This window comes from Bacillus songklensis (genome assembly GCF_042649685.1).
GTDB classification, from domain to species: Bacteria; Bacillota; Bacilli; order Bacillales; family Bacillaceae_H; genus Bacillus_BA; species Bacillus_BA songklensis.
In genome coordinates, this window is record NZ_JBHRZT010000073.1 from 376,648 (window position 1) to 390,331 (window position 13,684).

Annotated in this window: 15 protein-coding genes; 10 read left to right on the forward strand and 5 right to left on the reverse strand. The window is 34.2% G+C overall.

Features of this window, described 5'->3' with window-relative positions; genetic code table 11:
* Positions 1-370 precede the first annotated feature (370 nt).
* From rfbF to ACFOU2_RS25000, 4 genes are read left to right on the forward strand one after another with little or no spacing between them, the layout of a single operon-like run.
* A complete protein-coding gene (gene rfbF / locus ACFOU2_RS24985) occupies positions 371-1,156 on the forward strand; it encodes a glucose-1-phosphate cytidylyltransferase (RefSeq protein ID WP_377919035.1) in 786 nt (261 codons plus the stop codon).
* A 43-nt stretch (positions 1,157-1,199) separates the two neighbouring features.
* Positions 1,200-2,102: an NAD-dependent epimerase/dehydratase family protein gene (locus tag ACFOU2_RS24990; protein ID WP_377919037.1), complete on the forward strand. Its 903-nt coding sequence runs from the start codon at positions 1,200-1,202 to the stop codon at positions 2,100-2,102.
* Positions 2,103-2,161: 59 nt separating this feature from the next.
* On the forward strand, positions 2,162-3,262 hold the full coding sequence (locus tag ACFOU2_RS24995; RefSeq protein WP_377919038.1) for an NAD-dependent epimerase/dehydratase family protein: 1,101 nt from the start codon (positions 2,162-2,164) through the stop codon (positions 3,260-3,262).
* 5 nt (positions 3,263-3,267) lie between these two features.
* A complete protein-coding gene (locus ACFOU2_RS25000; RefSeq protein WP_377919180.1) occupies positions 3,268-4,512 on the forward strand; it encodes a UDP-glucose dehydrogenase family protein in 1,245 nt (414 codons plus the stop codon).
* A 354-nt stretch (positions 4,513-4,866) separates the two neighbouring features.
* Here ACFOU2_RS25000 and ACFOU2_RS25005 read toward each other — a convergent pair whose 3' ends face one another.
* The 3 genes from ACFOU2_RS25005 to ACFOU2_RS25015 all read right to left on the reverse strand — a co-directional run bounded on the left by ACFOU2_RS25005 (position 4,867) and on the right by ACFOU2_RS25015 (position 6,473).
* Positions 4,867-5,130 (reverse strand): glycosyltransferase, encoded by a 264-nt coding sequence (locus tag ACFOU2_RS25005; RefSeq protein WP_377919039.1) that lies wholly within the window; start codon positions 5,128-5,130, stop codon positions 4,867-4,869.
* 35 nt (positions 5,131-5,165) lie between these two features.
* Positions 5,166-5,519, reverse strand: coding sequence for a glycosyltransferase family 8 protein (locus tag ACFOU2_RS25010; protein WP_377919181.1), 354 nt, complete (start codon positions 5,517-5,519; stop codon positions 5,166-5,168).
* 153 nt (positions 5,520-5,672) lie between these two features.
* On the reverse strand, positions 5,673-6,473 hold the full coding sequence (locus tag ACFOU2_RS25015) for a glycosyltransferase family 8 protein (RefSeq protein WP_377919040.1): 801 nt from the start codon (positions 6,471-6,473) through the stop codon (positions 5,673-5,675).
* A gap of 107 nt (positions 6,474-6,580) precedes the next feature.
* On the opposite strand from ACFOU2_RS25015, the gene ACFOU2_RS25020 reads away from it, so the two are divergent.
* Complete coding sequence (locus ACFOU2_RS25020) at positions 6,581-6,739, forward strand: hypothetical protein (RefSeq protein ID WP_377919041.1); 159 nt, start codon at positions 6,581-6,583, stop codon at positions 6,737-6,739.
* A gap of 271 nt (positions 6,740-7,010) precedes the next feature.
* On the opposite strand, the gene ACFOU2_RS25025 is transcribed toward ACFOU2_RS25020, so the two are convergent.
* Entirely contained in the window at positions 7,011-7,796 is a 786-nt protein-coding gene (locus ACFOU2_RS25025) for a glycosyltransferase family 8 protein (protein WP_377919042.1), read from the reverse strand.
* A gap of 33 nt (positions 7,797-7,829) precedes the next feature.
* A complete protein-coding gene (locus ACFOU2_RS25030) occupies positions 7,830-8,615 on the reverse strand; it encodes a glycosyltransferase family 8 protein (protein WP_377919043.1) in 786 nt (261 codons plus the stop codon).
* A 651-nt stretch (positions 8,616-9,266) separates the two neighbouring features.
* On the opposite strand from ACFOU2_RS25030, the gene ACFOU2_RS25035 reads away from it, so the two are divergent.
* The 5 genes from ACFOU2_RS25035 (at position 9,267) to ACFOU2_RS25055 (ending at position 13,345) form a co-directional block, all read left to right on the forward strand.
* Positions 9,267-9,971: a glycosyltransferase family 2 protein gene (locus ACFOU2_RS25035; RefSeq protein ID WP_377919044.1), complete on the forward strand. Its 705-nt coding sequence runs from the start codon at positions 9,267-9,269 to the stop codon at positions 9,969-9,971.
* Between the two features lie 211 nt (positions 9,972-10,182).
* Complete coding sequence (locus ACFOU2_RS25040; RefSeq protein WP_377919046.1) at positions 10,183-10,854, forward strand: GNAT family N-acetyltransferase; 672 nt, start codon at positions 10,183-10,185, stop codon at positions 10,852-10,854.
* A gap of 213 nt (positions 10,855-11,067) precedes the next feature.
* Positions 11,068-11,298, forward strand: a complete 231-nt coding sequence (locus tag ACFOU2_RS25045) for an acyl carrier protein (protein ID WP_377919047.1) — start codon at positions 11,068-11,070, stop codon at positions 11,296-11,298.
* A 16-nt stretch (positions 11,299-11,314) separates the two neighbouring features.
* Complete coding sequence (locus ACFOU2_RS25050) at positions 11,315-11,692, forward strand: VOC family protein (protein ID WP_377919048.1); 378 nt, start codon at positions 11,315-11,317, stop codon at positions 11,690-11,692.
* 390 nt (positions 11,693-12,082) lie between these two features.
* A complete protein-coding gene (locus ACFOU2_RS25055; RefSeq protein ID WP_377919049.1) occupies positions 12,083-13,345 on the forward strand; it encodes a surface carbohydrate biosynthesis protein in 1,263 nt (420 codons plus the stop codon).
* Positions 13,346-13,684 lie beyond the last annotated feature (339 nt).

The window sequence follows — 13,684 nt, forward strand, 5'->3', positions numbered from 1 at the left end:
GGTTATACAACTTGAATCAACTGCTTATGCATAAAGAATGCAGCATGGGCGTTTTTTGCCTATGTTACATTCTTTATGTGGATTTATATATTAAAATGAGCATTTGACATATGATTATTGTCCAAACAGTTTTAGGAATTAACAATATACTATTAAAGAAAATTACAGGAAGGCTGCATTGCTTATTCTGAATATGTTGCAAAATATAAAGGTATGAAAGCTCTTTGGCACCAGGCTTGTTAACGATACCCAAAGACTATGACATTGACTTTGGAGTTGCAGATAAGGCCTGCGATAGTAAGAAAATTTCCCAACAGCTGAGCAATGAGACATGTTCTTTTTACCGATTAATCCAATAAGGAGGATTATTATGAAAGTCTTAATTTTAGCCGGAGGGTTTGGTACAAGAATAAGTGAAGAAACGCACTTAAAACCAAAACCGATGATAGAAATTGGTGATAAGCCGATCTTATGGCACATTATGCAACTGTACTCTAGTTATGGTTTTAACGACTTCATTATCTGTTTAGGGTATAAGAGTCATATTATCAAAGAGTACTTTTCTAATTATTTCCTGTATAATTCCGATGTAACCTTTGATTTCCAGAATGACAATAAATGTATGATTCACCAGCATTCCGCTGAACCTTGGAAGGTAACCTTAGTTGAAACAGGTTTAAATACATTGACAGGCGGCCGGGTCAAGAGAGCACAGAAATATGTTGGGAATGAGCCTTTTATGTTGACATACGGCGATGGAGTTGGCGATGTTAATATAAAAGAATTAGTTGAGTATCATCGCTCACATGGGAAGTTGGCTACAGTAACAACAACACAGCCGCAAGGCAGATTTGGAGTTTTATCCTTGTCTTCTGAACAAAAAGTAGAGAAGTTTCAAGAGAAGATACAAGGGGACGGCGGCTGGATAAATGCTGGCTTTTTTGTATTGCAGCCAGAAGTATTTAACTACTTAAACCACGGGGATCAAACGGTATTTGAAAAGGAACCATTAGAGAACCTTGCTAAGGATGGGCAATTAATGGCCTTTAAGCATACTGGCTTTTGGCACCCAATGGACACTTTACGGGATAAGAAGTATTTAGAAGAGATTTGGGCTTCGGGGAAAGCTCCTTGGAAAACATGGGATGAAAAATAAGGAAATAAAATTTCTTAAGATTCCTGCAAAGCAGGAGGGAATTATGAAAATATTAATGACTGGTTCTACAGGCTTCTTAGGAAGTCATCTAACGAAAGAATTGATAAAAGAAGGATATGAAGTCATTATTTTGAAGAGAAGCTTTTCAAATACTTGGAGAATTTCAGACGTCCTATCGAAAGCGGCCGTTTTCAATATTGATCAATGTCCACTTGAGCAGCCTTTTATAGAATGTGGGCCAATAGATGTTGTCATACACACAGCAACGAAGTATGACCGAAATGGTGAAAGAGCCTCACAATTACTCGATGCAAACGTTTCTTTTCCATTGAAATTACTAGAAACAGCTATTGCATTCCAGACGAAAACGTTTATAAACACAGATTCATTTATTCATAAGAACAGTGCAGGATGCAAGCATTTAGCAGGTTATGCATTAACAAAAAAACAGTTTCTGGAATGGGGAAGGGAATTTAGTACAGCAGAGAAGATTCGCTTTATTAATGTAAGATTAGAGCACATATATGGCTCATTTGATGGCGAGAGTAAATTCTTCACATATATTATGAAGAGTTGTTTAAATAATATTCCCGAATTACATCTTACTCCAGGAAACCAAAAGAGAGATTTTATTCATATCAATGATGTGGTTTCGGCTTATTCTTTATTATTGAAGCTAGAAATGGCGGATTCTCCATGGTTTAAGGAATATGAATTAGGAACTGGAGAAACCGTAACAGTTCGCGATTTTGTAGAACTTATTCATCGAAAATCTCAATCCAAAACGGTACTGAGATTCGATGCAATACGGCATCGAGAAAATGAAATAATGGAATCAAAAGCCAACATTGAAGAACTCAAAAAATTAGGGTGGAAAAGTGAAATAAACCTAGAAAAAGGAATTGAATTAATTTTAGCAGATGAAAGAAATATCACTAATTCATAATCCCGCATAGTATGAATTTAATCTTAATTATACAAAAACTAAAATTGAGGTGAATAAAAATGGAGGAAACTAAAAACAATACGATCTATCATACAGATCTTCAGTATATATTCAATAATCTTGAACAGTCCGAAAAAGAAAAATTCAAGGATTCATCAATCTTGATAACCGGATGTGCTGGATTCTTGGGCTATTATTTTATGTCATTTTTATCTGAGTATTCGGATCAACTTGGCATTAGAAAGATTATTGGAATGGACAATTTTAAACTAGGGAAACCTGAATGGATTACGGATTTAAGCAAATTGAATCCTAAGATTGAACTTTACACTTTGGATATTACTCAATTTTCATTATTGGATACCGAGAACATTAACGACGTTGATTTTATTATCCACATGGCTTCAATTGCCTCTCCACCCTATTATAGAAAATATCCTCTTGAAACCGTTGATGCAAATGTATTAGGACTAAGAGCTTTACTAGATTTTTATAAGAATAAAGACATTAAAGGATTTTTATTTTTCTCCAGCAGTGAGGTTTACGGTGATCCATTTCCGGAGTATATTCCAACTTCTGAGGATTACAGAGGGAATGTGGCTGTGATAGGGCCGCGCGCATGCTATGATGAGGCAAAAAGATTTGGAGAGACACTATGTTATTTATATGCCGAAAAATTTCACATGCCGATTTCTATTGTCAGGCCATTTAACAATTACGGACCCGGAATGAGGCTTAATGATAAACGAGTAGTGGCTGATTTTACGAAAGCCATTTTTGAAAATAAGAAGCTGATCATGTATTCCGATGGTAAACCAACTCGAACATTTTGTTATGTGACAGATGCAATCATTGGATATTTAAAAGCATTACTTTATGAACCTTTTGACTACTTTAATATAGGAATCGACAAACCCGAAATTTCAATAAAAGAATTGGCTGAAATTTATAGAAAGATAGGTTCAGCTATTTATGATTTTAATCAATCAATAGAATTTAGAGAGCCCGAGGAACAAGGCTATTTAACACATAATCCATTAAGAAGATGCCCCGATATTTCAAAGGCTAGAAAACTTTTAAATTATTCCCCTTCCATTTCTATCGTTGAAGGTGTACGCCGTTCTCTGATCTTTTTGAAAGAAGGAGGAGAAATTCATTGATTACCGTGATTGGTCTTGGGTTTGTTGGGTTGACAACGGCTTTAGGGTTTAGCGATAAAGGGTACAATGTTTATGGCTATGATATTGATCAAAAGAAGAAAGAGCAGTTAAGAAAAGGAAATATTCCCTTTTATGAACCTTATCTTGATGAGAAACTAAATCAGCACTTAAACAAAAGCTTTACGATTGTTGATGATTTACAGGAAGCTGTAAACAATAGTGAAATTATCTTTCTTTGTGTAGGAACTCCGAGCAAAATTGATGGGAGTGCGTATTTAGGCTATATTTTGGATGCGATTAATAGTGTAACTGCCCATCTAAAAAAGCCGGATTTTAAAGTATTGGTGCTTAAGTCCACTATTCCTCCATCCACCACAAGCGAAAGTATTAAACCGTATATAGAAAAGCTGGGTTTTGAGGTTGGCGTAGATATTGGCTTAACCAATAATCCTGAATTTTTAAGAGAAGGATATGCTTGGGACGATTTTATGAATCCAGATCGAATTGTCATCGGTCAGGAAGAAGATAAAAGCGGACAGATAGTAGAAAAAATTTATCAACTGTTTAATGCCCCCATTTATCGGGTTACGTTAAATACTGCTGAATTTATTAAGTATTTATCTAACACCCTGTTGGCAACTCTCATTAGTTTCGCTAATGAACAGTCATTAATCGCCAGATCCATAGGAGATATTGATATAAAAAAAGCCTTTCAAGTTTTGCATCTCGATAAAAGATGGGTTGGCACCCCGGCTAATATGACCTCATATGTTTACCCCGGTTGTGGATTTGGCGGCTATTGCCTTCCTAAAGATACGATGGCCTTAGTTAGTCAGTCATTAAAGAACGCTTACTCGCCAGAACTATTAAAAAGCACCTTAAAAGTAAATGAAATCATTAAAGAATTTGTTGTTAGTGATGTAGCAGGAAGAGCAGAGGAGAAAGACAATATAGGAATTCTCGGTTTAGCATTCAAGCCAAATTCAAATGATATAAGGGATACACCGGCAAAAGCAATCATTGAATGCTTGATACAAAGAGGATACAAAAATATTATCGCTTATGATCCTATGGCAGTGGAAGAGTTTAAAGAGGCATATGATCTTCCCATTGAATATTCTTCTAACTTACAATCACTGCTATCGAGAGTAAATCATGTTGTTGTTTTAACAGCGTGGGATGAATTTATAAAAAATGAAGAGTCCATTAAAAAGAAGAATGTTTTCGACTATCGCTATATATACAATTAGTTAACGATTTGGCATGAAGATTCAATCTTATCTCACCAGTATGGTCGTCAATGAGAAACGAATAGTGAAGTTAATAGATGTGGAAATCGCCTAAAGCAAGGCGATTTTTCACATAGATATACCATATATATGAATCCACATAAATAAATGGACATGGATAAAGAGCATCCATGTCCATTTATTTACGCATAAGGCTTTGCCAATCTACCTTACGGTCTCTTGGCAAAGCCTTATATGAGAACCTTTTTCGCTTATTCAAGATGAGAAAATCAAAAGAGATAGAAGAGAATAAAAGGCGAAGTTTGATGTTAAAAAATTAAGGCGGATTTATATAATATAGTCATGTTAGATTAATTAATTTTCTTGTTCCCATAGAGAAGAATTTAGATATTTTAAGTATTCTTGCTTAAATGGATGCTCTGAATTCCATGGTTTCTTCGCACTAGTGAAATGAATAATAGCCGGGTTATCAATGTGAAGCCTTTCCATACATTCAGTTGTGTAATTCCATTTAGGGTCCAGTTCGAGCCATTTATCATGTAGAATAGCATTTAATGCATCTTGATCCATGTAGTCAATTTTTGCAGGGTTATCTTTTGTATATTGGATCACTTGCACTGGTATATCATTTTCTCTCCACTTTTGTAAATTGATTAACAAGACACCGGCATTAAAATAACTGGATTTTTTAGGTATTGATAGACTTTTTTTCTTTTTTTCGTAATACCTTCCTCGGTTGCGGCTAGGAAATAGTCATCAATATTTATATTCCATAATGTTGATATGTCCTCTTTTACGATAAGGTCGCAGTCAAGATACAGTACTTTCGTAATATCCTCGCTCAATAGGTCCGGAATGATAATCCGATAATATGCTTCTTTACTGCCGTGCAAGAGTTTACCTTTTTCCAAAGAATTAAAAAGATTATCATCAACGGTGATGAATCTGGCCTGTAAATTAAACCTTCCTACCACTCTTTCAAGTTTACATTTATTTTCACTGGAGATATTTGCCTAAATAATAAAGATATGGATATCGGTTTTATTGTCCAGATTCTCTAATAATGAATGTAACATGACTCCCAAGTGTTTAGCATAACCATCACTCGATGCCGTCACAATGTACATGTTGAATCACCTCAATGATTTGTGTTAGTCATGTTAGATTGATTCATTTTCTTGTTCCCATAGAGAAGAACTTAGATACTTAAAGTATTCTTTCTTAAATGGATGCTCTGAATTCCATGGTTTATCCGCACCAGCGAAATGAATAATAGCCGGGTTTTCAATGTGAATCCTTCTCTTACTTTCATTTGTGTAATTCCATTTGGGGTCCAGCTTGAGCCACTTATCATGTAGAATAGCATTTAATGCATCTTGATCCATGTAGTCAATTTTTGTAGGGTTATCTTTAATATATTGGATCACTTGTATTGGTATATTATTTTCTCTCCACTTTTGTAAATTGATTAACAAGACACCGGCATTAAAATAACTGGATTTTTTAGGTATTGATAGAGTTTTTTTTCTTTTTTTCTTAATACCTTCCTCGGTTGCGGCTAGGAAATAGTCATCAATATTTATATTCCATAATGTTGATATGTCTTCTTCTACGATAAGATCGCAGTCAAGATACAGTACTTTCGTAATATCCTTACTCAATAGGTCTGGAATGATAATCCGATAATATGCTTCTTTACTGCCGTAACAGAGTTTACTGCCGAACCAGAAAATACCTGTGTCAAAAGAATTAAAAAGATTGTCATCAACGGTGATAAATTTAGCCTGTAGATTAAACCTTTCTACAATTCTTTCAAGTTTACATTTATTTTCACTAGAGATATTTGCCTCAATAATAAAGATATGGGTATCGGTTTTGTTGTCCAGATTCTCTAATAATGAATGTAACATGACTCCCATGTGTTGGGCATAACCATCACTCGATGCGGTCACAATGTACATGTTGAATCACCTCAATGATTTGTGTTAGTCATATATTATGTAAGTTGATAATAATGTGATTGTGTGTTCTCCTATAGGAGGAATGTAAGACAAACGGTGCTGCAACAATGAAGCTTTGTTTTCATGATCAGTTGTACGAATGGATGACTCCAGATGCTTTTGTCGTTTGGATGGAAAAAGTGATACCCCACACGATTCCATTGGAGCATTCGCCTGTGACGAAGGCTATGTCTTTTCACGTGATTGATTTACAAGGTACTATTTAGAATAAATTATCATCAATTTTGCTGTATAAAATAGAAAAGAAGAGGGTGTCCCAATTTTAGGGACACCCTCCTGCAATGAACCGTCATTAAAACTCCAAGAAAATCAAGGATCTCGGTGACGGTTCATCACAGAAAAATAGATTATTGTCATTCCCTGAAGGCTTTTGAGTCGGCCCCTTCATTTTTTAACCTCCGTCATCGATCTTTCTTCTATTTGCGCTTTTCTGTTTTTCATCTTGAACGAGCTTACAAAGATCTTCGTATCGTCATGTTAGATTGATTCATTTTCTTGTTCCCATAGAGAAGAACTTAGATACTTAAAGTATTCTTTCTTAAATGGATGCTCTGAATTCCATGGTTTCTTCGCACTAGTGAAATGAATAATAGCCGGGTTATCAATGTGAATCTTTCCCTTATTCTCAGTTGTGTAATTCCATTTAGGGTCCAGTTCGAGCCACTTATCATGCAGAATAGCATTTAATCCATCTTGATCCCTGTATTCAATTTTTGTAGGGTTATCTTTAATATATTGGATCACTTGTGTTGACATATTATGTTCTCTCCACTTTTGCAAATTGATTAACAAGACACCGGCATTAAAATAACTGGATTTTTTAGGCATTGATAGACTTCTTTTCTTTTTTTTCTTAATGCCTAACTCCTCGACCGCAGCTAGGAAATAGTCATCAATATTTATATTCCATAATGTTGATATGTCCTCTTTTACGATAAGATCACAGTCAAGATACAGTACTTTCGTAATATCCTTACTCAATAGGTCCGGAATGATAATCCGATAATATGCTTCTTTACTGCCGTACCAGTGTTTACCTTTTTCCAAAGAATTAAAAAGATTGTCATCAACGGTGATAAAGTTGGCCTGTAAATTAAACCTTCCTACAATTCTTTCAAGTTTGGATTTATTTTCACTAGAGATATTTGCTTCGATAATAAAGATATGGGTATCGGTTTTGTTGTCCAGATTTTCTAGTAATGAATGTAACATTACTCCCAAGTGTTTAGCATAATCATCGCTCGATGCGGTCACAATGTACATGTTGAATCACCTCAATGATTTGTGTTAGTCATGTTAGATTAATTCATTTTCTTGTTCCCATAGAGAAGAACTTAGATATTTAAAGTATTCTTGCTTAAATGGATGCTCTGAATTCCATGGTTTATTCCGGCCGGTGAAATGAATAATAGCCGGGTTATCAATATGAAGCCTGTTCCGAATATCAGTTGTGTAATTCCATTTAGGGTCCAGTTCGAGCCACTTATCATGTAAAATGGCATTTAGTCCATCTTGATCCATTATTTTTATTTTTGTAGGGTTATCTCTTATATATTGGATCACTTGTGTTAAGATATTATGTTCTCTCCACTTTTGTAAATTGATTAACAAGACACCGGCATTAAAATAGCCAAACTTTTTAGGTATTGATAGAGTTTTTTTTCTTTTTTTCTTAACACCTAATTCCTCGACCGCAGCTAAGAAATAGTCATCAATATTTATATTCCATAATGTTGATATGTCTTCTTTTACGATAAGATCACAGTCAAGATACAGTGCTTTCGTAATATCCCCCCTCAATAGGTCCGGAATGATAATCCGATAATATGTTTCTTTACCGATATAACTGATTTTACGGTTTTCAAAAGAGTGAAAAAAATCATCGTCAATCGTGATAAATTCAGCCTGTAAATTAAACCTTCCTACAACTCTTTGAAGTTTACATTTATTTTCACTAGAGATATTTCCCTCAATAATAAAGATATAGGTATCGGTTTTGTTGTCCAGATTTTCTAGTAATGAATGTAGCATTACTCCCAAGTGTTTAGCATAACCATCACTCGATGCCGTTACAATGTACATTTTGAGTCACCTCAATCATTTGTGTTAGTCATATATTATGTAGGTAAATATTAATGTGATTGTGTGTTCTCCTATAGGAGGAACGTAAGACAAACGATGCTGCAACAATGAAGCATATCTAAACCTTCCTACAGGCTAATTCAAACAAGTGATTTCAAGTTTGCGGGAGGCAGGAGTTTATTACTTCCCAATCAAATCAAACAGCGTCGCTTTAATAGGGACGCTGTTTGATTTAATCTATTAAAATGGGCATTTGATGTATGATTATTGTCCAATCAGTTTTAGGAATTAACAATATACTATTAAAGGAGAATTAATTGATATAAAAAGCTTTTCAAGTTTTGAATCTCGATAAAAGATGGTTTGGTACTCCGGCTAATATGACCTCATGTGTTTACCCTGGTTATAGAAGAGTTTAAAGCGGTATATGACTTTCTATTGAACATTCTCCCAGCTTACAATCACTGCTATCGAGAGTAAATCATGTTGTTATTTTAACAGCGTGAGGTGAATGTATAAAAAACGAAGAATCCATTAAAAAGAAGAATGTTTTATATATACAATTAGTTAACTAATTGTAATTACGAGGCCCCGATTGGAAGACGCAAAAAGACTGAATAAATGTTCTTTCTTTGAAAGGAGTATAAGAAAATGGTTTCTATTGTATGTTGTTCAATGCGACAGAACTTTATGGAAAATGTGTTTCAAAACTATGAAAGACAAGCTTGGAAGGAAAAAGAGCTTATCATTATTTTAAACAAGGATAATATGGATATTACGAAATGGGAAGAAAGGGCAAAACAATCCCAAGGAGTATCCGTGTATCAATTATCGGAAGAGGTCACTTTAGGTGAGTGTTTAAATTACGGAATTGAAAAAGCAAAGTACGATTTTATTGCGAAATTTGATGATGACGATTACTATGCTCCTCATTATCTTGCACAGTCAATGGAGGCCTTAGAGGAGATGAATGCAGATATAGTTGGGAAAAGGACGGTCTATATGTACTTTGAAAATTTGCGAACACTCGCAATACACAGACCAGGTAATGAAAATATGTTCGTGGAAGGAGAATTAATGGGAGCTACATTGTTATTCAAGAAGGAAATCAGTGAACAAGTCAGGTTTCGCCATAAAAATAAAGGGGAAGATAGTACTTTTTTAAGAAAGTGCAGAACAAAAGGATATAGAATGTATTCAACAGACAAGTGCCATTATGCATGCTTAAGAGCATCAACACCGGAGCATCATACTTGGCGTAAAGGTACTAAAAGTCTTCTAAAAAACTCTTCTATCGTTTGCGAAACGGACGACTATAAATCTCTCGTTCAGTGTACGAGTGCGGATAGTGAGTGATGGATTACCTAATATAAATCCACATAAATCATTGAACATGAGCAAAAAGCGCTCTCATGTTCAATGATTTACGCATGAGCGTTTTTTGCTCATGTCAAATTCTTTATGTGGATTTATATATTAAGGTTAAATAATGAAAAAAATAATTTGAACTTTTGTCATTGTTAAGCATATGTATAAAAGTGACAATTTAGAGAAAGAAGGTGTGAAAATGGATGTATTTTTAAAAGGAACGGTAGTGGATCTAAGAGTACCAAATATAGAGAATGATATTATACAAGGTGACTGGCATACATGGTTTAATAATGATGAAGTAACAAAATATCTCCATCAAGGGGTATATCCTAACACACGTGAAAATCAAATGAAATATGTGACAGATGCATTAAACAGGAAAGATTGGATCATGTTATCAATCATTGACAAGAAAACAGAGGAAATGTGTGGTGTGGTTTCATTAAAGGATATAGATTTAATTAACAGAGTAGCCGAGGTTTCTCTAGTAATGGGAAATAAAATATATACCCCTGGCGCACCTTTTGAAGCAATCGCAATGATGACAGAATACGGCTTTCAAAAATTAAATCTAAATAGGATACAGGCTGGACAAATTGAAGGATTGTGGCAATGGGTAAATCAATTAACTCTGCTTGGCTATAAAATAGAAGGGCTTTTAAGGCAGCCGCTTATTAGATACGGTAAAAAACATGATGCTGTTAGAATGGCTATTCTATCGGAAGATTTTTACACCATACTAGAATCAAGAAAAGGAAAATACTTAACAGATAATATGATGAAACTCCTAAAGCAGCGGAAAGACATTAATTTAATCAAAGAGTTTAAAGTTCTGATTGGAAAATTTTATGATGAAAATTATAATTGATTTTTTACTAAAGAGAAACTTATAAGATTAGGGGCCGGTACTGTCCCATTCTGACTGACTTACGGAATTTTTAATGAAAAGGTCGACCTTCTTATCCTGCAGTTAAGGATGTGATGAATTTTATAGCATAGACAGATAGGGAATGAATCTCAAAGTAAATGAGTTATTGGTAATAGAAGAGAAAAATAAATACATTGCAAAGGATGGGTATGAATGATCCTAGAGAAGTTACAGGAAATATTTAGGGATATACTAGATAATGAGGAGTTAGTTATTACTGAACATACAACACGTGACGATTTTGAAGGATGGGACTCTTTAGCTACGGTAAGTATTATCGTTGCTGTGAGTGAAGAATTTAATATAAATATTGGTGTGGATGAGGTAGAAAAGTTTAAAAATGTAAAATCCATTGTTAATTTGATTAAATCTAAGATGGAATAAAGGGGGAAGAAATATTTTGGAATTCCATCATATTGGTATTGCATGTAAAGATATTGAAAAAGAAATAAAGAAGATCAAAAAAATCCATGATGTAAAGAGTGTAAGTGAAATCGTATATGATGAAAAACAAAAAGCAAGGTTATGTATGCTTTCAGTTGAGAATGGATTAAATATAGAGTTGGTCTCAGGTGAGCAAATCAGCACAATGTTAAACCGGAATATAACCTATTACCATATATGCTATAAAGTAAATAATATATCGTCTAAGATTGATGAATTAGTTTCAAATGGTGCTTTTTTAATTTCCCCTCCTAAACCTGCTGTTTTATTTAATGGAAAAAAAGTAGCGTTTTTACAAGGCGCATATGGCTTGATTGAACTGGTAGAAAGTTAATCTTTTTATTAGCGATTTCTTTTGTCTATTTTTAAAGGTGTATTATTTTCAATTTAATGATGTGTTCTTCCTCGCGTCTGACGGGCTAGTGTAACCTGAAGGCGTATATTTTTTCTTCTTTAATGAAAAGTTCAATCTTTCCGCAGGATCTTGATGTTATAGACTGAAAAATCTGATCGAAATGTTGTCTTTCTATATATGTATTTCTTGAAATTACTCTTATCATACCATTCGTATATCTGGCAGAAAGATTCATCCCCTTCATAATCCCTTTACAGAGAAAAATCTCCTTTCGGTAATTTCCGCTTTTGTCTATGTTCCACCTCCTATAAGCAGCAATATAATATGTTATGAAGAAATCGTTCTTTTCGTTTATAAGAATCAGAAAGGGTGTCTCTATTGTCAGAAAGATGGCTTTATTTACCGATGCAAGTAATAACAAGGGAATTGGATGCCAAATTACTCCTAACCTATTATGCAGTTAAACAAAACTATAGTGTACTTCTTGGAAAGCAAAAAAAAATATATGAAAACGCCGAATTGTTACCTAAAGGTATCTTTTTATTCAAGGGAAATTCAGGAGGCGGCGGAGCTAAAAAATATAAACCTATTGTAAAAAAGTTGGGGCATGCTGCTGTCGAATTGGATGAAGAAGCCTTATTTTTCGATGAAGATCGTTATTTACAAAAAAGAACGGACGAAAAGGACTATGAAATACTTGATCAAGTATATTGTTGGGGGAAGTTTCAAAGGGATACGCTTGTAAAGGCCTATCCTCAATTTAAAGAAAAATTTCATCTAACAGGTCATCCCCGTTTCGATTTACTATTGAAAAAATTTCGCAGCTTATACAGCGATGATGTTGAAAGGATAAAAAAACAGCATGGAGATTTTATTTTAATAAATACCAGATTCACAAGCTACAATCGAAAAGGCGGGTTTGGTGTTGGAAAAGATGACATGCAGAAACTTTATGAACACTTTATTGAGATGATTAAAGAATTAAGTCCAAAATATCCGAATCTAAACATTGTTATCCGCCCTCATCCTGGCGAAAATTGTGATAGTTACCGAGAAGAACTGTCGAATTGTAAAAATGTATTTGTTGCCCATGAGGGAAGTGTTGTAAAGTGGATTTTAGCTTCTAAATTAGTTATACACAATGGCTGCACTACAGGTATTGAGACATTTTTACTTGACCGGCCAGTTATTTCTTATATGCCATTTACATCTGAAGAAATTGATGAAGATTTACCAAATGAAGTTAGTTATAAGGCATTTACTATTAGTGATCTATTTTCTTTCATTGATTCCTTAGAAGATGGGAAAATGAATCATATTGAAGAGCAACAACAGATTAATGAACGAAAAACAATTCTATCTCAACATTATGAAGCGATGGATGAAAACTATGCTTATGAAAAGATTATCCACTTATTAGATAAGATCAGTTTAGAGGGTGAAAGTTCTTCAGACAATTCTTTTTTACAAAATAATCCCTTGAGACAAAGAGGTCCAGCGGAGCTGGAATTTACGGAAGAGCAAATTATAACCTTTTTTGATAAATTAAATAAAATAGAAAAAAGTGAAAATAAATTAATTGTTCGTAGATTAGCTTTTAATTTATTTGAAATAAAGCCTGATCATATATAAATCCACATAAATCATGTAACATGGACAAAAACGGTCCATGCTACATGATTTACGCATAAGGCTTCGCCCATTTCCCTTACGGGCCCTTGCCGAAGCCTGATACGAGAACCTTTTGAGTCTATTCAGGATGCTCAAACAAAGGAACATAAACAGGATAACAAGCGATAGATGATGTTAAAAAATGAAGTTGGAGTTATATAGAAAGACAAAATATCGCTTCATCAATTTTTAAAACCTCAAAAAATACTTCAACTAATAGTCTTCTTACTATTCTTTACACCATTTACTGTATAAATCCCTTAGTTGACTTAAGCGCCAAACTTTCAACAGAGAGAAGGA

Bases quoted from the DNA above. Each gene is read 5' to 3' on its own strand.
- ACFOU2_RS25015 (WP_377919040.1), bottom strand. From the start codon at position 6,473: ATGTACATTGTGACCGCATCGAGTGATGGTTATGCCCAACACATGGGA.
- ACFOU2_RS25045 (WP_377919047.1), top strand. From the start codon at position 11,068: ATGATCCTAGAGAAGTTACAGGAAATATTTAGGGATATACTAGATAAT.
- ACFOU2_RS24995 (WP_377919038.1), top strand. From the start codon at position 2,162: ATGGAGGAAACTAAAAACAATACGATCTATCATACAGATCTTCAGTAT.
- ACFOU2_RS25035 (WP_377919044.1), top strand. From the start codon at position 9,267: ATGGTTTCTATTGTATGTTGTTCAATGCGACAGAACTTTATGGAAAAT.
- rfbF (WP_377919035.1), top strand. From the start codon at position 371: ATGAAAGTCTTAATTTTAGCCGGAGGGTTTGGTACAAGAATAAGTGAA.
- ACFOU2_RS25020 (WP_377919041.1), top strand. From the start codon at position 6,581: ATGAAGCTTTGTTTTCATGATCAGTTGTACGAATGGATGACTCCAGAT.
- ACFOU2_RS24990 (WP_377919037.1), top strand. From the start codon at position 1,200: ATGAAAATATTAATGACTGGTTCTACAGGCTTCTTAGGAAGTCATCTA.
- ACFOU2_RS25040 (WP_377919046.1), top strand. From the start codon at position 10,183: ATGGATGTATTTTTAAAAGGAACGGTAGTGGATCTAAGAGTACCAAAT.
- ACFOU2_RS25025 (WP_377919042.1), bottom strand. From the start codon at position 7,796: ATGTACATTGTGACCGCATCGAGCGATGATTATGCTAAACACTTGGGA.
- ACFOU2_RS25030 (WP_377919043.1), bottom strand. From the start codon at position 8,615: ATGTACATTGTAACGGCATCGAGTGATGGTTATGCTAAACACTTGGGA.